18 protein-coding genes are annotated in these 17,567 nt (G+C 67.9%); 8 read left to right on the forward strand and 10 right to left on the reverse strand.

From position 1 onward, the window contains the following. Positions 1 to 3: 3 nt before the first annotated feature. The 5 genes from ASC61_RS06995 to dnaA all read right to left on the reverse strand — a co-directional run bounded on the left by ASC61_RS06995 (position 4) and on the right by dnaA (position 5,577). A complete protein-coding gene (locus ASC61_RS06995; RefSeq protein ID WP_056210614.1) occupies positions 4 to 507 on the reverse strand; it encodes a DUF721 domain-containing protein in 504 nt (167 codons plus the stop codon). Then, on the reverse strand, positions 500 to 1,624 hold the full coding sequence (gene recF, locus ASC61_RS07000; RefSeq protein ID WP_056210615.1) for a DNA replication/repair protein RecF: 1,125 nt from the start codon (positions 1,622 to 1,624) through the stop codon (positions 500 to 502). The genes ASC61_RS06995 and recF overlap by 8 nt, the downstream gene beginning before the upstream one ends. A 3-nt stretch (positions 1,625 to 1,627) precedes the next feature. After that, positions 1,628 to 2,551, reverse strand: coding sequence for a phosphogluconate dehydrogenase (NAD(+)-dependent, decarboxylating) (gene gnd, locus ASC61_RS07005; protein WP_056210616.1), 924 nt, complete (start codon positions 2,549 to 2,551; stop codon positions 1,628 to 1,630). Positions 2,552 to 2,570: 19 nt separating this feature from the next. Continuing rightward, positions 2,571 to 3,713: a DNA polymerase III subunit beta gene (gene dnaN, locus ASC61_RS07010; protein ID WP_056210617.1), complete on the reverse strand. Its 1,143-nt coding sequence runs from the start codon at positions 3,711 to 3,713 to the stop codon at positions 2,571 to 2,573. Between the two features lie 400 nt (positions 3,714 to 4,113). Beyond that, entirely contained in the window at positions 4,114 to 5,577 is a 1,464-nt protein-coding gene (gene dnaA, locus ASC61_RS07015) for a chromosomal replication initiator protein DnaA (RefSeq protein WP_056210618.1), read from the reverse strand. 345 nt (positions 5,578 to 5,922) lie between these two features. On the opposite strand from dnaA, the gene rpmH reads away from it, so the two are divergent. The 8 genes from rpmH to ASC61_RS07050 all read left to right on the forward strand — a co-directional run bounded on the left by rpmH (position 5,923) and on the right by ASC61_RS07050 (position 10,694). Continuing rightward, positions 5,923 to 6,060, forward strand: coding sequence for a 50S ribosomal protein L34 (gene rpmH / locus ASC61_RS07020; protein WP_056210619.1), 138 nt, complete (start codon positions 5,923 to 5,925; stop codon positions 6,058 to 6,060). A 4-nt stretch (positions 6,061 to 6,064) separates the two neighbouring features. Then, positions 6,065 to 6,400, forward strand: coding sequence for a ribonuclease P protein component (gene rnpA, locus ASC61_RS07025; RefSeq protein ID WP_082530508.1), 336 nt, complete (start codon positions 6,065 to 6,067; stop codon positions 6,398 to 6,400). Continuing rightward, the gene (gene yidD, locus ASC61_RS19350; protein WP_082530509.1) at positions 6,397 to 6,639 is read left to right on the forward strand and encodes a membrane protein insertion efficiency factor YidD; all 243 of its coding nucleotides are present in this window, start codon (positions 6,397 to 6,399) and stop codon (positions 6,637 to 6,639) included. The genes rnpA and yidD overlap by 4 nt, the downstream gene beginning before the upstream one ends. Next, positions 6,624 to 7,646 (forward strand): membrane protein insertase YidC, encoded by a 1,023-nt coding sequence (gene yidC / locus ASC61_RS07030; RefSeq protein WP_056210621.1) that lies wholly within the window; start codon positions 6,624 to 6,626, stop codon positions 7,644 to 7,646. The genes yidD and yidC overlap by 16 nt, the downstream gene beginning before the upstream one ends. Then, a complete protein-coding gene (locus tag ASC61_RS07035; protein ID WP_056210622.1) occupies positions 7,643 to 8,116 on the forward strand; it encodes a Jag family protein in 474 nt (157 codons plus the stop codon). The genes yidC and ASC61_RS07035 overlap by 4 nt, the downstream gene beginning before the upstream one ends. Before the next feature lie 89 nt (positions 8,117 to 8,205). Continuing rightward, complete coding sequence (gene rsmG, locus ASC61_RS07040; protein ID WP_056210623.1) at positions 8,206 to 8,781, forward strand: 16S rRNA (guanine(527)-N(7))-methyltransferase RsmG; 576 nt, start codon at positions 8,206 to 8,208, stop codon at positions 8,779 to 8,781. A 60-nt stretch (positions 8,782 to 8,841) separates the two neighbouring features. Further along, the gene (locus ASC61_RS07045; RefSeq protein WP_157439405.1) at positions 8,842 to 9,807 is read left to right on the forward strand and encodes a ParA family protein; all 966 of its coding nucleotides are present in this window, start codon (positions 8,842 to 8,844) and stop codon (positions 9,805 to 9,807) included. Continuing rightward, positions 9,804 to 10,694: a ParB/RepB/Spo0J family partition protein gene (locus ASC61_RS07050; protein WP_056210624.1), complete on the forward strand. Its 891-nt coding sequence runs from the start codon at positions 9,804 to 9,806 to the stop codon at positions 10,692 to 10,694. Before ASC61_RS07045 ends, ASC61_RS07050 begins: the two co-directional genes overlap by 4 nt. A gap of 82 nt (positions 10,695 to 10,776) precedes the next feature. On the opposite strand, the gene trxA is transcribed toward ASC61_RS07050, so the two are convergent. The 5 genes from trxA to ASC61_RS07075 form a co-directional block, all read right to left on the reverse strand. Beyond that, entirely contained in the window at positions 10,777 to 11,103 is a 327-nt protein-coding gene (gene trxA, locus ASC61_RS07055) for a thioredoxin (protein WP_056210625.1), read from the reverse strand. 48 nt (positions 11,104 to 11,151) lie between these two features. Further along, complete coding sequence (gene trxB, locus ASC61_RS07060; RefSeq protein WP_056210626.1) at positions 11,152 to 12,126, reverse strand: thioredoxin-disulfide reductase; 975 nt, start codon at positions 12,124 to 12,126, stop codon at positions 11,152 to 11,154. An 81-nt stretch (positions 12,127 to 12,207) separates the two neighbouring features. Continuing rightward, positions 12,208 to 13,779, reverse strand: a complete 1,572-nt coding sequence (locus ASC61_RS07065) for a protein kinase family protein (RefSeq protein ID WP_056210627.1) — start codon at positions 13,777 to 13,779, stop codon at positions 12,208 to 12,210. A 60-nt stretch (positions 13,780 to 13,839) separates the two neighbouring features. After that, positions 13,840 to 15,474, reverse strand: a complete 1,635-nt coding sequence (murJ, locus tag ASC61_RS07070) for a murein biosynthesis integral membrane protein MurJ (protein WP_056210628.1) — start codon at positions 15,472 to 15,474, stop codon at positions 13,840 to 13,842. After that, the gene (locus tag ASC61_RS07075) at positions 15,467 to 17,536 is read right to left on the reverse strand and encodes a DUF6049 family protein (protein ID WP_056210629.1); all 2,070 of its coding nucleotides are present in this window, start codon (positions 17,534 to 17,536) and stop codon (positions 15,467 to 15,469) included. Before ASC61_RS07075 ends, murJ begins: the two co-directional genes overlap by 8 nt. Positions 17,537 to 17,567: the final 31 nt, after the last annotated feature.

A 17,567-nucleotide genomic window follows, 5' to 3' on the forward strand; every position in this document is an offset into this window, starting at 1 on the left:
TCCTCAGCCGTAGGTGTCCCTCGGGCCTCGGGCGCCGCGGATCGAGCGCGGCCCCTTCTTCCACGACGGTGCCTGAGGCCCGCGGACGACGATCCGCAGCACGGAGCCGTCGCCCATCAGCTCGTTGAGCTTCGCCACGATGCGCGGCGCCAGCAGCCGGAGCTGGGTGGCCCAGGCCGTCGAGTCCGTACGGACCTCGACCTCGCCGTCGTCGAACGCGATGACCTCGGAGTGCTGGGCGACCTCCGGACCGACGATGGTCGCCCAGTCGGTGAACACTCTTTGCGCGGCGAGCCGCTCGTCCCATCCCTGGTCGTTGACGACCTCGCCGAGCAGGTCGGCCAGCAGGCTCGGCTCGTCGCGAGCGCCGCGAGCGGGTTTGGCCGGCCGCACGCGTCGTTTGCCCGACGGCGGGACGGGCGAGCCCTTGCCGCGGTAGGACTTGGCGATGTCGCGGGCGAGGTCGAGGCCGTCGTCGCGCGGTGCCGGTGTGTCGGAGTCAGTCACGGACGACCTCCCCTCCTGCGACGTTGAAACGGTGACCCTTGAGAGCCTCGGGCACGTCGTCCGCCACGGCGGCGGTGACCAGCACCTGCTCGGCGTCGCCGACGAGCTCGGCGAGCTGCTGGCGGCGGCCCTGGTCGAGCTCGGCGAACACGTCGTCGAGGATCAGCACGGGGTCGTCATCATCCTCGCGCAGCAGCTCGAACGACGCGAGCCTCAACGCCAGCGCGAGCGACCAGGCTTCGCCGTGACTCGCGTAGCCCTTGGCGGGGAGCTCGCCGATCGTCAGCGTCACGTCGTCGCGGTGCGGGCCGACCAGGCTGATCCCGCGGTCCATCTCGTCGCCCCGCCGCCGGGCGATCTCGTCGAGGAGCGCCACGCGGATCGCTTCCTGGTCGCGTAGGTCCGGATCCAGGTCCAGCGACGGCTTGTAGATCGCGGTGACGTCGCGGCGATCGGGTGCCGCGGCCGCCGCCACGCGCACGTATGCCTCGGCGAGGTGGGGCGCGAGCGCGTCGAGCAGCAGCAGTCGGGTCGACACGAGCTCGGCTCCGGTGCGGGCGAGGTTGTCGTCCCAGATGTCGAGCGTCGCGATCTCGACGTTGCGACGGCCGCGCGCAGACTTCAGCAGGGTGTTGCGCTGCTTGAGCACGCGGTCGTAGTCGCCGCGTACGCCGGCCAGTCGTGGCGTGCGCAGCACGAGCAGCGAGTCGAGGAACCGGCGCCGGTCCGACGGATCGCCCTTCACGAGCGCCAGGTCCTCGGGCGAGAACATCACGGTGCGCAGCACGCCGATGAGGTCTCGGGTGCGTGGGAGGGCGCCGCGATTGATGCGGGCCCGATTGGCCTTGCCCGGCGTGATCTCCAGCTCGAGGAGCGCGGTGCGATCACCCTTGACGACGTCGGCACGGACGACCGCACGTTCGGCGCCCGCGCGGATGAGTGGAGCGTCGCTCGACACCCGGTGGGAGTCGAGCCGGGACAGGTAGTCGATCGCCTCGACCAAGTTGGTCTTGCCCTGCCCGTTGGACCCGATGAACGCCGTGGCGCCGGGCTCCAGGTCGATCTCGACGGTGTCGTACGACCGGAAGTCGTGCAGGGTCAGGCGACTGACGTGCACGAGCTAGACGGGATCTGCGTGATCCGGTGCCGCCGGGTCGAGACCCTTCTCCTCGGCAGCCTTGACCGCGTGGCCGCCGAACTGCTGGCGCATCGCGGCGACGGCCTGCATCGCCGGCGACTCCTCCTGGCGGGAGGTGAAGCGCGCGAACAGCGACGCGGCGATCGTGTGCATCGGAACGGCGTTGTCGATCGCCGCCTCGACGGTCCACCGGCCCTCGCCGGAGTCCTCGGCGTAGCCGCGGACCTTGGACAGACCCGGGTCCTCCTCGAGCGCCTTGACCAGGAGGTCGAGCAACCACGAGCGGACGACGGTGCCCTCGCGCCACGAGTCGAAGACCTCGGTGACGTTGTCGACCATGTCGACCTTCTCGAGCAGCTCGAAGCCCTCGGCGTAGGCCTGCATCATGGCGTACTCGATGCCGTTGTGGACCATCTTGGAGAAGTGCCCGGCACCCACGCGCCCGGCGTGCACGAAGCCGGAGTCACCCTCGGGCTTGAGCGCGTCGAACGCGGGCTGCACCTTGGCGATGTCCTCGGCGGTGCCTCCGGCCATCAGTGCGTAGCCGTTGTCGAGTCCCCAGACGCCGCCGCTGACCCCGCAGTCGACGTAGCCGATGCCCTTGTCGGCGGCGAGTGCTGCGTGCTTCTCGTCGTCGGTCCAGCGTGAGTTGCCGCCGTCGACGATGACGTCACCCTCGCCGAGGAGCTCGATGAGCTGCTCGACCGTGGACCGCGTGATGTCGCCGGCCGGGACCATGACCCACACGACCTTGGGTGATGGCAGCTGCTGGACGAGCTCCTCGAGGGACGCCACGTCGGAGACATCAGGATTGCGGTCGTAGCCCACGACGGTGACGCCACCGTTGCGCATGCGGGTGCGCATGTTGCCACCCATCTTGCCGAGTCCGACGAGTCCGATGTCCATGTGCGAGTCCCTCCGAGAGTCAGTTCTGCAGGCGTACGGGCATGATCAGGTAGCGGAACGCGACGTCAGGGTCGGCCCCGATCTCCTGGACGCCCGAGATCGCTGCTGGCTTGGTGTGTTGCGTGAACGACAGGTGCACGACCGGGTCCGACATGACGGCGAGCCCTTCGAGCAGGTAGGTCGGGTTGAAGCCGATCGAGATGTCCGCGCCCTCGATCGTCGCCTCGATCGACTCCGACGCCTGGGCCTCGTCGCCGCTGCCGGCCTCGAGCAGGAGCTGACCGTCGGAGAACGTCAGGCGTACGGGTGTGTTGCGCTCGGCGACCAGCGCGACGCGCTTGACCGAGTCGACGAAGGCCTGCGTCTCGACGTAGGCGACGGTCTCGGCCTGCGCCTGGAACAGTTGGCGTACGCGCGGGAAGTCACCCTCGAGAAGTCGCGTCGTGGTGCGGCGGGTGCCGTTGCCGACGGTGCCTTCGAAGCCGATCAACCCGTCGCCGGACTCACCCGAGGACACCGCGATCGTGACGTCGCCACCGGAGGTCAGCGATCGCGCCGTCTCGTTGAGCACCCGGGCGGGTACGAGTGCCTGGGCGGAGAGGTCACTCGCCTCGGGGTACCACTCGAGGTCGCGAAGGCTCGCGCGGAAGCGGTCGGTCGCCATGAGCGAGATCGTCGAGCCCTCGAGCTCCAGGCGTACACCCGTCAGCAGGGGCAGCATCTCGTCGCGGCCGGCGGCGGCGCTGGCCTGCGACACCGCGGTGGCGAAGTCGTCGGCCTTGATCGTGCCGGAGGCCGTGGGCATCTCGGGCAGCTGCGGATACTCCTCGACCGGCATGGTCTGCAGGCTGAATCGCGCGTTGCCGCAGATGACCTGCACCTTCGTGCCGTCGAGCGAGATGTCGACGGGCTTGGCCGGGAGGGCCTTGACGATCTCGGCGAGCAACCGGCCGGAGACCAGGGCGCGGCCGTCGGCGCTGACCTCGGCCGGCAGTGTGGCGCGGGTCGAGGTCTCGTAGTCGAACCCGGACAGGGTGAGGCCGTCCGCGGCGGTCTCGATGAGCAGGCCGGCGAGCACGGGAACGCTCGGACGGTTGGGCAGGCTGCGGGCTGTCCAGGCAACGGCGTCGGCAAGCGTGTCGCGGTCGATGCGGAATTTCACGTGATGGGGCCTTTCCGAGGACGGGAGCCGTCGGGATGAATCCTGCCACGGTATCCGTGACCGGAGGTATTCAGGGGAAGCGCCGAAGATGTCATCCACACACACCTCGCGACATGACTTCCGCTGGGGTTGCTGAGATAAAGAAGAGTAGTAGTCGTAGTAGCGTCTGTGGATTCGGTGGACAACCGCGATATGTGCTGCAAGTGCGGCTCGGGAGCCGGTGGACAACCTGTGTCCGGCCGGACCGTGAAACTACAAGATGCTGTGGATGTCGGTTCTGCGTTCACACGGTGTTCACATGGCGACGGGTGATGTCCACGTGACTCGTGGGTTTTCCCACAGTGCCATCCCCAGCTGTGTATGTCCCAGGTGTGAATGGTCCTGATGGGCCATTCACACGTCATGACTGGCGGGCCTGCTGCTTGATGCGTGCCGTCAGCTCGGTGACCTGGTTGTAGACCGCGTGCTTCTCGGCCATGAGCTTGCGGATCTTGCGGTCGGCATGCATCACGGTCGTGTGGTCACGGTTGCCGAACTCCTGGCCGATCTTGGGCAGCGACATGTCGGTCAGCTCGCGGCACAGATACATGGCGATCTGCCGGGCGAGCACGAGGTTGCGGCTCCGGTTGGTGCTGCAGAGGTCGTCGATCGAGAACTCCGAGTAGGCCGCCGTCTGCGCCATGATCATGCCGACCGTGATGTCAGGCTCCTCACCTTCGGCGATGAGGTCCTTGAGCACGATCTGCGCCAGCTGCAGGTCGACCGTCGTGCCGTTGAGATTGGCGAACGCGGTCGCGCGGATCAACGCACCCTCGAGCTCACGGATGTTGGTCTGCACCTTGCTCGCGATGAACTCGAGCACGTCGGCCGGCGCAGTGAGCTTCTCGTTGGCGGCCTTCTTGCGGAGGATCGCGATGCGCGTCTCGAGGTCGGGCGGCTGGACGTCGGTGGTGAGGCCCCACTCGAACCGGTTGCGCAGGCGGTCCTCGAGCGTCGTCAGGTTCTTGGGCGGCCGGTCCGAGGTCATCACGATCTGCTTGTTCTCGTTGTGCAGCGCGTTGAACGTGTGGAAGAACTCGGTCTGCGTCGACTCCTTGCCCTCCAGGAACTGGATGTCGTCGACCAGAAGCACGTCGATCTCGCGGTACTTGCGCTTGAGCGCGGCGGTGCGGTTCTCACGGATCGCGTTGATGACGTCGTTGGTGAACTCCTCGCTGTTGACATAGCGCACCCGCGAGGAGGGATAGAGGTTGAGGACGTAGTGGCCGATCGCGTGCAGCAGGTGAGTCTTGCCGAGCCCGGACTCGCCGTGGATCACCAGGGGGTTGTACGCCTTGCCCGGCGCCTCGGCGACCGCGACTGCGGCAGCGTGGGCGAATCGGTTGGACGAGCCGATGACGAAGTTCTCGAAGAGGTAGCGCGGATTGAGGCGGGCCTCGGCGACGCTGCCGATGCGCGGCGGCGTCGTCTTGCGCTCCGCCCACGTGGGGACGAACTCGTCCTGGTCGTCGTCGTCCTCGTCGTCGAGGTCGTTGTCCTGCCCGTACACGTTGGGCTGGTTTGTCGATAAATCGTCTTGTCGACTCTGGTGGGTGTCGATGAGCGTCGGCTCGATCGTGACCACGAGCCGGGTCTCCTGCTGCAGCGTCGTGCTGATGGCGTGCTCCAGAGCGGGGCGGACGCGCGACTCGAGCTGTGCACGCGTCAGGTCGTCCTGGACCGCCACGATCATGATGTTGTTGTGGAGCGTCAACGGCTTGGCGGAGTAGACCCAGACCTTTGCTCCGGGGGACAACGTGTCGACGGCACCTTGCCAGACTCGGTTGAGATGCTCTTCCGGGCTGGTTTCCTGGCCGTCGTTCATCCAATGCCTCCCGACACGTCCACATGGTTTTCCACATGGTGTGAATGCGAACTCGAGAGTTGAGGTTGCCTTGTGGAAAAACTCGATACCGCGGTGACGCTAGCAGCCATGGGGGGTGCTTACAAGCGGAATTCCCCAGCTCGTCCCCAGCGATCGGCGTGTCGTGTGGACGCGTGGACGTTCGGAGCGTATGGGGATCAGTTTGACCGGGCTCCGGGGCCCCCGTACCGTTGTCTAGTCGTCCTAGAACGACTTCCGCCGCATGCCCACGACAACACTCTTTCTCGGTCGTGGGCGAGCGGTGGCCGTCGACCGGCCCAGACTGAGATCCGTGAGGAACACATCGTGAGCAAGCGTACTTTCCAGCCGAACAACCGTCGTCGTGCCAAGAAGCACGGCTTCCGCCTCCGCATGCGCACCCGCGCCGGCCGCGCGATCCTCGCGGACCGTCGCCGCAAGGGCCGCGCCAAGCTGTCTGCCTGAGCCGTTGCTCGCGCGCGTCCAACGCATGCGCAGCGGGGATGACTTCCGGCACACGATCCGTCGTGGAGCCAAAGGCGTACAACCAACCCTCGTCACACATGTCGTTCCGGGAACCGGCGGACCCACGTCCGTCGGTTTCGTCGTGAGCAAGGCCGTCGGGTCGGCTGTCGACCGCAATCGGGTCAAGCGCCAGCTGCGACACCTGATGCGCGACCGGGTCGACCGGCTTCCTGACGGGAGCCGGGTCGTCGTGCGGGCGCTGCCCGCCGCACAGGGCGTACGCTCTGCCACGCTCGCCGAACACCTGGATGCCGCGCTGGTGCGAGCCGGTGCTCGATGAAATACCCACTGATCTGGTTGTTGAAGGCGTACCGCTTCGCCATCAGCCCGCTCTATGGTCAGGTCTGCCGCTACCACCCCACCTGCTCGGCCTACGCTCTGCAGGCCGTTGAGACCCACGGTGCGGTGCGCGGAACCTGGCTCGCCGGACGTCGTGTCCTGCGCTGCCACCCTTGGAGCGCCGGAGGCTACGACCCGGTGCCACAGTCACACAGAGGAGAACAATGTTCGGCTTCCTAGGCGACATCGGATCGGCGATCATGACGCCGCTCTACTACGCGGTGTCGGGGATCCTGCTGGTCTGGCACAAGATCTTTGCGACCGTGATGCCGGAGAACAGCGGCTGGACGTGGGCGCTCTCGATCGTCGGTCTCACCGTCACGATCCGTACGCTCCTGATCCCGCTGTTCGTCAAGCAGATCAAGTCGAGCCGCAACATGCAGCTCCTGCAGCCGCAGATCAAGGCGTTGCAGCAGAAGTACAAGCACGACCGTGAGCGCCTGACGCAGGAGCAGATGAAGCTGTGGAAGGAGACCGGCACCAACCCGTTCGCCTCGTGTCTCCCGCTGATCCTGCAGATGCCGATCTTCTTCGCGCTGTTCCGCGTGATCGACCACGCGTCCAAGTACGAGGGCATCGCCAAGGACGGTGAGTTCCACAAGGGATTCATGAACTCCGAGAACGCGACGTCGCTGCACAACGCCGTGCTCCTGGGCGCCCGCATCGCCGACACGTTCGTGAACTCGACGGCGACCGAGACCAAGATCCTGACGATGTCGCTCGTCGTCATCATGTGCATCACGCAGTTCACGACCCAGCGTCAGCTGATGTCCAAGAACATGCCTGCCGACGCGATGACGGGCCAGTACGCCCAGCAGCAGAAGCTGCTCCTCTACATCCTCCCCATCGTGTTCGCGGTCGGCGGCGTGGCGTTCCCCCTCGGTGTCCTCTTCTACTGGACCACCTCGAACTTCTGGACCATGGGTCAGCAGTTCTACGTCATCCGCAACAACCCGGCTCCGGGCACCCCGGCGTTCAAGGCCAAGCAGGAGCGCGACGCCCGGCACGGCAAGACCGTGACGGAGGACCCGCTGAAGCCGGTCGAGGACGAGGCACCCAAGCCCCCGCCGCGCCAGCAGCCCAGGAACCAGGCGCGCAGCCAGCGCAAGAAGAAGCCCGCTGGCCCGCCCAAGCGCAAGCCCGACATCACGAGCAAGAACGAGACGGACAAGGACGGCACCCCGTGAACGACCTGGCCAAGAAGCTGGAGAAGGAAGGCGACATCGCCGCGGACTTCCTCGAAGGTCTGCTGGACATCGCTGATCTGGATGGCGACATCGACATGGACGTCGACGGCGATCGTGCTGCCGTCGAGATCGTCGGTGGCAACCTCGACCACCTCGTCGGTCGTGAGGGTGAGGTGCTCGACGCCCTGCAGGAGCTGACCCGCCTGGCTGTCTACCGCGAGACGGGTGAGCGGAGCCGGTTGATGCTCGACGTCGCCGGCTTCCGCGCCGCGCGTCGCACCGAGCTCGTCGCGATCGCCCAGTCCGCGATCGAGAAGGTCCAGGCTGGCGAGACCTCGGTGGCGCTGGACGCCATGACGCCGTTCGAGCGCAAGGTCGTGCACGACGCGGTGGCCGCGGCCGGACTGACCAGCTCGTCCGACGGCACTGAGCCGCACCGCTACGTCGTCGTGCACACGTCGGCCGAATAGGTGCGTCGATGACAGGGTCGACACCCGATCCCGGCGGCGACGCCCGCCAGGATGTTTCACGTGAAACACCCCCGTCGCACGCGGCGGGGGTGTTCGCTTCTCGCCTCCCACTGGCGGAGCAGTACGCGCACCTGCTGGCAACTGATGGCGTGGTGAAGGGGCTGATCGGCCCTCGCGAGGTTCCGCGCATCTGGGACCGGCACATCATGAACTCCGCTGTCGTGGTCCCCCGGGTCCCTCAGAACGCGACGGTCGCCGATATCGGCACGGGCGCCGGGCTCCCCGGACTGGTCTGGGCCATCGCCCGGCCCGACCTCACCGTGACCCTGGTTGAGCCACTGCTGCGTCGCACTCGATTCCTCGACGACGTCGTCGCAGAGCTGGGCCTGGACAACGTACGCGTGGTTCGTGCTCGGGCCGAGGAGGTTCACGAGAGGTACGACGTGGTGACGGCGCGCGCGGTGGCTGCGCTCGACAAGCTCGGCCGCTGGTGCCTCCCGCTGGTTCGCAAAGGCGGGGTCCTGCTGGCCCTCAAGGGCCGCACGGCACAGGATGAGGTGACGGCCGCAACCGCGACCCTTCACCGGCTCGGTGCGACGACTATCGTGGTGGCGACGTACGCCAACGGCGAGGTGCCGACGACGGTCGTCGAGGTCAGCACGTGAGCGCGGACCCGTACGACCATCAGCATGTTTCACGTGAAACCAATCTTGGGAGGTGACGGCATGAGCGGAACGACACCACCTCCGCCGGGTCCGGCAACCGCATCCAACTACCGGGTGCCCGTGCCCTCGCACGACGACTCAACCCCATTGGCGTCGGAGGTCGAGGAGCACATCGCCCTTGTGCGTCGCGCTTCAGCCACGCCCCGGTTCGACCCGCCAGTCGAGACTCGGGTGTTCGTGGTGGCGAACCAGAAGGGTGGCGTGGGCAAGACGACGACGACCGTCAACGTCGCGGCGGCGCTCGCGATGAAGGGGTTGCGCGTCCTGGTCATCGACCTTGACCCCCAAGGCAACGCCTCGACCGCGCTCAACGTGCCACATGCCGAGGGCACCCCCGGCGTCTATGAAGCCATCGTCGACGGCACGGACCTCGACGAGCTCATCAAGCCCTGCCCCGACATCGAGGGACTCACGGTGCTGCCGGCGTCGATCGACCTGGCCGGTGCCGAGATCGAGCTGGTCTCGCTCGTCGCCCGTGAGTCGCGACTCGACCGTGCCTTGCAGGCCTACCTGCGTGACTGCGCCGACGCCGGGGACCGCATCGACTACGTCCTGATCGACTGCCCACCGTCACTCGGTCTGCTGACCGTCAACGCGATGGTGGCCGGCCGTGAGGTGCTCATCCCGATCCAGTGCGAGTACTACGCGCTCGAGGGCCTCGGCCAGCTGGTCCGCAACATCGAGCTGATCCGCTCGCACCTCAACCCGAAGCTCGAGATCTCCACGATCCTGCTGACGATGTACGACGCACGTACGCGGCTCTCGGCCGGCGTCGCCGAAGAGGTACGCACTCACTTCAACGACAAGGTGCTCAAGACGGCGATCCCGCGCTCAGTCCGGATCTCGGAGGCACCGAGCTATCAGCAGTCCGTCATCACGTACGACGGCTCGTCGTCCGGCGCGCTGTCCTATCTCGAGGCCGCGCGGGAGATCACCGTCGCCGACCGGCAGGAGGCACAGGGATGAGCACACGACGCGGACTGGGGCGCGGGCTCGAGTCGCTGATTCCGTCGAGCCCGGCGGAGGCGAAGGCCTCAGGACTCCAGGAGATCGACGGCGCCAGGTTCGCCGAGATCCCCCTCGACCAGATCGTCGCCAACCCGCGGCAGCCACGTCACGTCTTCGACGAGGACCACATGGCCGAGCTCGTCCACTCCATCAAGGAGGTCGGACTGCTCCAGCCCATCGTGGTGCGCGAGGTCGCCAAGGACCGCTACGAGCTCATCATGGGGGAGCGGCGCTGGCGGGCCAGTGGCAAGGCCGGCCTCGAGTCGATCGGTGCGATCGTCCGCGACACCTCGGACGAGGACCTGCTCCGCGACGCCCTGCTGGAGAACCTGCACCGGTCCAACCTCAACCCGCTGGAAGAGGCAGCGGCCTACCAGCAGCTGCTCGAGGACTTCGGCTGCACGCACGACGAACTGGCCGAGCGCATCGGCCGGTCCCGTCCTCAGATCAGCAACACCCTGCGGCTGCTCAAGCTGTCGCCAGCAGTCCAGCGCCGGGTGGCCGCCGGCGTCCTGTCGGCAGGGCACGCCCGGGCCCTGGTCAGCGTCGCCAACCCGGAGATCCAGGACCGCCTCGCGACCCGCGTCGTGGCCGAAGGACTGTCGGTGCGGGCCCTCGAGGAGATCGTGACCGTCGGCCCGGAGAGTGCCAAGCGTCCGGCTGTGCGCCAGTCTCCCAAGATGTCGGCCCCCCGACTGGCCGACCTGGCGGCGCGGTTGTCCGAGCGCTACGACACCCGGGTCAAGGTCGACCTCGGGCGATCCAAGGGCAAGGTCACCGTGGAGTTCGCGACCCTTGAGGACCTCGAGCGGATCGTCGACCTGATGGACCCCAAGAAGAGCTAAAGACACAAGTCGACAAATCGACTAAGCAACAAGAAGCCCCGGTAATCAACTCACCGGGGCTTCTCTGTGCAGCAGCTGCTGACTAGCTGGCGTGCTCCTCGAGCTCGCTCAGGATCGCGCTCTTGGGGCGTACACCCACGATGGACCGGACGACCTCGCCCTTGTAGTAGAGGTTCATGGTCGGCAGTCCGGTGACCCGGTACTGGGCCGGCGTGACCGGGTTGGCGTCGGCGTCCATCTTGACGATCGTGAGCTTCTCGCCCTTCTCCTTGGCGATCTCCTCGAGGATCGGCGCGAGCTGGCGGCACGGGCCGCACCAGCTGGCCCAGAAGTCGACGAGCACGGGGCCGTCGGCCTTGAGCACCTTCTCGTCGAAGTCGGCGTCGGTGACGGCGGTGATGTCTGCCATGGGTTTCTCCTTCAGGTCTGTGGTGGGTTCAACGTCGGTGGGCGGTGGTTATTCCACCAGGGCAGCGGCCGGAGCGGGCGCGCCGGCGTGCTCGAGATCGGCGAGGTAGCGCTCCGCGTCCAGGGATGCGGCACAGCCGGTGCCGGCCGCGGTGATCGCCTGCCGGTAGGTGTGGTCGACCAGGTCGCCGGCGGCGAAGACGCCGGGCAGGTTGGTCGCGGTCGAGCCGGGCTGCACCAGGACGTAGCCCTCGTCGTCGAGCTCGACCTGACCCTTGAGCAGCTCGGAGCGCGGGTCGTGGCCGATCGCGATGAACAGGCCGGTCGCGTCGATGCGACGCAGCTCGCCGGTGACCGTGTCGCGCAGCGTGATGCCCTCGAGCTTGTCCTCACCGTGCAGCTCGGCGACCTCGGCGTTCCACTCGAACGCGATCTTGTCGTTGGCGAACGCACGGTCCTGCATGATCTTGGAGCCACGCAGCTGGTCGCGGCGGTGGACCATCGTGACCTTGGACGCGAAGCGCGTCAGGAACGTCGCCTCCTCGAGCGCGGAGTCGCCACCGCCGACCACGACGATGTTCTGCTCGCGGAAGAAGAAGCCGTCGCACGTCGCGCACCAGGACACCCCGTGACCCGACAGCCGGTCCTCGCCCTCGACCTCGAGCTTGCGGTAGCCCGAGCCCATGGCGAGTACGACGGCATGCGCACGGTAGGTCGTACCGTCGGCCAGCGAGACGGTCTTGATGTCGCCGGTGAGGTCGACAGCCGTGACGTCGTCGCTGATGAGCTCGGCACCGAATCGCTCGGCCTGGGCACGGAGCTTGTCCATGAGGTCGGGGCCCATGATGCCGTCGGGGAAGCCCGGGAAGTTCTCGACGTCGGTCGTGTTCATCAACGCGCCGCCGGCGGTGACCGAGCCCTCGAACACCAAGGGCTCGAGGTTGGCGCGGGCGGCGTAGACGGCCGCGGTGTAGCCGGAGGGGCCCGAACCGATGATGATGAGATTGCGGACTGAGTCGCTCATGAAAAGCCTTCTGATCGTGGTACGGGTATCAACGAATAGTAGGTGTTGCGCATTCCCGTGACCCACACCGTCCCGGGCGCGTCAGGAGCGGCCGCGGATGACGACCTCGCGGATCTCGCCACGGAACTCCCCGTCGCCGACCTCGGGCAGCGATCGCAGCCACACGACGACGTAGCGCGTGAGGATGCCGGACTCCAGCGACACGCTCGCGTCAGTGCCGGCGTCGTTGACCGCAGCGACGCGGCGCAGCCCGCGAAGTGCTGACGGGACCTTGGTCGTGCTGGCCGACGAGGCGAAGATCGAGAAGCTCGTCGGCTGCCCCTCGAGCTGGAGCCTGAGCGAGTCGACCTCACGCGGACCGCCGAGGTCCAGGACGATGCCGACGCCGTCCTTGAGCCCGCCGAGATCCGCCGAGCCGAAGTAGCGGGAGGTCTGCCACCCGGTCGAGAGCTTGTCGTCGATCGCGAGGCGTGCCTCCTCGGGATTCTCGCTGTCGTCCTCGCCCTGAGGATCGAAGTCGCCGGCCCGCTGGATCGGCAGGACGCGCAGCGGGCTGTCGCGCTCGATCGGGTCGGCCTTGCCGTTGTTGGAGGACCGGCCGACGAGGAACGCGAGCACGGTCAGGATGACGAGCGCGCCGATCACGCCGAGCAGCACGAGACCGCGATCGCCCTTGGCGGCGCGCTTGGCCCGCTCCTTGCCGCGCTCGAGCGTCGTCGGAGGCGCCGGCTCGTACGCCTTGGGGCGGCGACGTGGCGGCTCCAGGCCTGGCGGGGGCCCGCCGGGAACGATCACCGGGTCGAGGCGCAGGAGGTCCGGCGACGACATGCTGGCAAGGCTCGGCTGGTCGTCGTGGAGATCGTCGTCCTCGCCGGACAGCCGGAGGGTACGGGCGATGTCGGCCGCCTTGCGGAGCGGCGTCGCATGGTTGCGCGGAGGCGTGCCGAGGATGCGGTCGCACGTCGTGTCGACGTCGCGGGAGACCCCGGCGCGCACCTGCCGGGGGCGGAGCAGGCGGCCGTGCTCGGTCGGCGCGGCATTGAGGCCGTCGACGTGGGCGCCGGGCCAGCGACTCGTCAGACAGGCGTACAGCAGCTTGCCGAGTGCCTGGACGTCGAGCTGCTCGTAGCCCTGCAGGTCCTCGAGTGAGTCCTGGCGACCGACAGGTGACAGCGCCGTGGTGACGCCGAGACCGACGATGCGGACGGCGCCGGACTGCTTGAGCAGCACCTGGTGCGGCGTGAGGCGGCGGTGATAGACGCCGTGCTCATGGGCGTTGGCCAGGGCCTCGGCCACCTCGGCGACCACCGTCGCGGCGCGCCGGTTGGGCAGCGGAGACTGGGCGAGGAGCTGGTCGAGCGGGAAGGCGCGGGCCCACTCGCGGACCACGAGGTGATGGTGCTGCTCCTCCTGGATGAGGTCGAGCACGCGGAGAAAACGGGGATCGGTGACCGAGGTCGACTCGCGGGCGGCCTGCAGGAAGTGGTCGGCACGGGGATCGGCGCTCGACAGCATCTCGATGCCGACGTTGCGGTTGAGCACCTGGTCGTGCGCGCGCCACGTGGTGGACCCGAGCTTCTCGTTGACGAGGTCCTGGAGTTCGTAGCGGTGCGCGAGCACATCACCGGAGGCCAGCAGCCGCCTCTCGCTCATCAACACCCTTTCTCGGACTGATTTCCATGCTAGTCCGCAAGGCGAGCTGCGACAGGTGAATCAGCCTCGGCGACGCAGGGTGTCGACGACGTACGTCAGCTGGTCCATGCCGAGCACGCGGGCCGCGGTGACGTAGGTGACGCCACCGGCGAAGCCGGCGACGAGCGTCGTGATCGCACCACCCACGGCGCGTGCCGGTTCGATGCCGGCGGTGTCGAGCCCGTGCGCGAAGCCCATCGTGACGAAGGCCGCGAGGGCGCACGCCACGATCAGGCGCAGGAGGAAGACGAGCATCTCCCAGTCGAAGACGTTGCCGACGGCGAACGCCAGCAGCGATGCCGAGAGGATCGATCCGACGAGGTAGGCGATGCCGTACGACAGCGCGAGCATCATCGCGACCCGGTCAGGCTCGACGCTGATCGCGAGCTTGTAGGCCAGGCCGATGTTGACCGTGGCGATGACGACCTGGATGAAGAACGGCGTGCGGTTGTCCTCGTTGGCGTAGAAGCCGCGCAGCATCAGGTAGTGGATCGTGAAGGTGACCATGGCCAGCGAGAACGCCTGGATCGTGTGGCCGATCGGGATCGTCTGGCCACCGAGCGAGCCGATGCCGCCGGCGACGGCGGTGGCCGGCTGGCCGAGGCAGAGCAGCGCCACGGCGACGGGAGCGACGATCGACAGCGCGATGCGTACGGTGCGGCCGAGCTCGATGCGGAACCGTCGATAGTGCCGGTCGGTGGCGAGGGCGGCGAGGGTGGGGATCACCGCCGTGGCGAGCGACACCGTGATGACGCCGTGAGGGAACTGGCTGATCAGGAACCCGAGGCCGTAGACCGTCGAACCGGCGGCTCCCTTGCCCTCAGCGGCGCCCTCGAGGGTGCCCTTGGTCGCGATCTTGTTGACCGTGATGAACGCGATCTGGTTGGCGATGATGAACGCCAGCGTCCAGGCACCCAGCTTGAGGGTCTTGCCCAGGCCGACGCCCCGGAAGTCGAATCGAGGCCGGAAGCGGAATCCGGCCTTGCGCAGGTAGGGCACCAGCACGAGGGCCTGAAGGGCGATCGCCGCGGTGGATCCGGCGCCGAGCAGCAGCGACTCGGAGGTCGAGAACCCGCCGACGCCGCTGCTGGCGCCGAACACGAGGACGTACGTGACGATCACGGTGCACGCGACGACGTTGTTGACGATCGGCGCCCACATCATCGGGCCGAAACGGCCGCGGGCGTTGAGCACCTGACCCGTGAGCACGAACGCGCCGTAGAAGAAGACCTGGGGCAGGCACAGGAGCATCAGCAGGCGCGCGGACTCGCGCTGCGGACCGAAGCCCGGCGCGAACAGGCTCGAGTCGTAGACGACGTGCAGGAGGTAGGGCACCAGCGCGATGAGGACGACCGTGCCGATGCCGAGGACGAGGAGCCCGAGCGTGATGACCCGGTTGGCGTACGCGTTGCCGCCGTCCTCGTCGGTCTTCATCGCACGTACGAGCTGGGGCACCAGGACGACGTTGAAGACGCCACCGGCGAGGAGGATGTAGAGAGAGTTGGGGATCGTGTTGGCGATGTCGAACAGGTCGGCGTTGGCCTGCGTGCCGATCGCCGCGGCGAGGAGGACCGCCCGGAGCAGTCCGGTGACCCGTGAGACGACCGTGCCGAGCGCCATCCAGGCGCTGGCTCTGGCGATCGTCTGGTCAGTCATCGTCGTCCGCCGGGCGCTCGGACGCGACGCGGGTGCGCCTGCGACGCCGGCTGAAGCGGCGTACGAGCGCGGCGAGCACCAGCAGCGCGGCGACGCCCATGGCGACCCACAGCACGACGCCGATCTTGCTGGACCGGACGTTGAACGACTCAGACGGCTGGCCGATCGTCTTGCCGTCGGTCGACTTCAGGCGGGCGGTCAGGGACGTGGTGTTCTGCCGGCCGAGGTCGATGTCGACCGTGAGCGTGCGCCGTTCGCCGGCGCCGATGTCGACGGGCTTGACGTCCGGGATGCTCAGCGCCGGGTTGCTGGAGTCCAGCGAGACACCGACCCGGATCGCCTCGTCCGTGTCGTTGCGGATCGTGATGGGGAAGCCACCCTTGGAGCTCGACAGCGTGACGGACGCCGGCGCCTTGATCTTGATCTTGCCGAGCTCCGCCCCGGCCTCCTTGGCGAGCTTCTTGGCGATCGCGGTGCCCGTGCCGGGGTTCTCGCGCCAACGGATGCCGAGGACGCTCGCGACGTCCTGGGCCAACGCGTCGTCGACCTCGTCGCTCTGCGGGATGACCGAGCTGAGCGCACTGCCCCTGCTCACGATACGCGCGGCGGCCTTGAGCTGGGCGCGGGTCAGCGGCCGATCGGTCGCGGCCGCGACCTTGCCGCTGTAGCTGGTCAACGGCCGGGTCAGCATCGACTCGAGGCTGGTCGGCGAGGTGAACGGTGCCTCGAAGGCGGCGGAGAGCCGGCCGGCGGCCCATTGTGGTCCGGGATTCCATCGCGGGTCGACCATCGTGATGGCATCGGCACGGGACTTCGGGTCGATCTCGCGCTGCAACGTCGCCAGTGCCGCCTCGCTCAGGATGCGCTGACGGAGCGTCACCACGGAGTCCTGGCCGGGCACGCCGGCGTCCAGGACGTCGGTGACGAGCAGGGGCATGGGGCCGTTGGGCGTCACGTACTGGACGACCGAGCCAAGACGCCGGTCCCAGCTCGGGAGCGCGTCGGACGTGACGATCACCGGACTGTCGCCGGAGCCACGCAGGTCGCGCAGCAGGCTCGCGGTGACACCGTGCATGCTCGGCCACGACACCTGGCGGCCATACAGCTGGAACGTCGTGAGGGCCGAGTCCGTCGCCCGGTCAATGGCCGTCTTGAGCGGCACCTCGAGGTCGGGGTTGTTCGACAGGGCGAGCACGTCCGGGCGGTCGAAGCCCAGCACCCACGAGCCTTGTCGCCGGGTGAACGCCAGCAGGTCGTCGAGGAACCGCTGCGCCTCGGCCTTCTGCTCGGGCGTCAGCGTCACCCCCTCGGGCAGCCGGCGACCGCGAACCAGGTCGTCGACGCCGACGAGCAGTGCTGGGTCGATAAGGGCGGTCGAGGCCCTCCCGCTGGTGCTGGCCGCCAGGTCGAGCAGGTTGCGCAGCTGGCCACCGGCCGAGACGTCGCGGAGCAGACCGGTCGTGTCGACGTAGTCGCCGTTGTAGCCGCGACGGTTGGGCATGAGGAACGGCCACACGACCGAGGCGGCGACGCGCTGGTGGCCGCCGGACACGAGTGGCAGGAATGTCGTCGCCCGCGCGATCGCGTCGTTGCTGCGCTCACCGCCGGTGTCGGTGCCGAGGATCTGCACCCCGACGGGATAGACCCCCTCGGCGCCGCTGATGTGCAGCTGGTCGTACGGCACCCTGACCGAGAATCGCCGGGTCTGCTTGGGAGCGAGGTCGCCGAGGTCGTCGAACGCGCCGGCGTCCACGACGCGCACGCCCGTGTAGGCGTCGCCGTTGTCGATCGCGTCCTCGACCTGTGACCTCGTGGTGAACGGCACCGCGGGGATGACGAGATAGGCCTGCACGTTGGTCCAGGCGTGCCCGTCGTGGTTGGTGACGGTGCCGGTCATCGTGACGGTCGATCCCGCGCCGAGCCGGCTGGGGCTGAGCGACTGGATGCTGACCGACAGCTGGGGGTTCTTGTCGGCCGCGTGCGCGGGCAGGCCCGGGACCGCGAGCATGGCGAGGATCGTCGCGAGCAGCGCAACGAGGACGCGACGACGGGGGCTGCTCACCCGAACATGCTAGACGTACGTGCTGCAGTCC

It is taken from the genome of Aeromicrobium sp. Root344, from assembly GCF_001425755.1.
In the GTDB taxonomy this organism is placed as follows: Bacteria; Actinomycetota; Actinomycetes; order Propionibacteriales; family Nocardioidaceae; genus Aeromicrobium.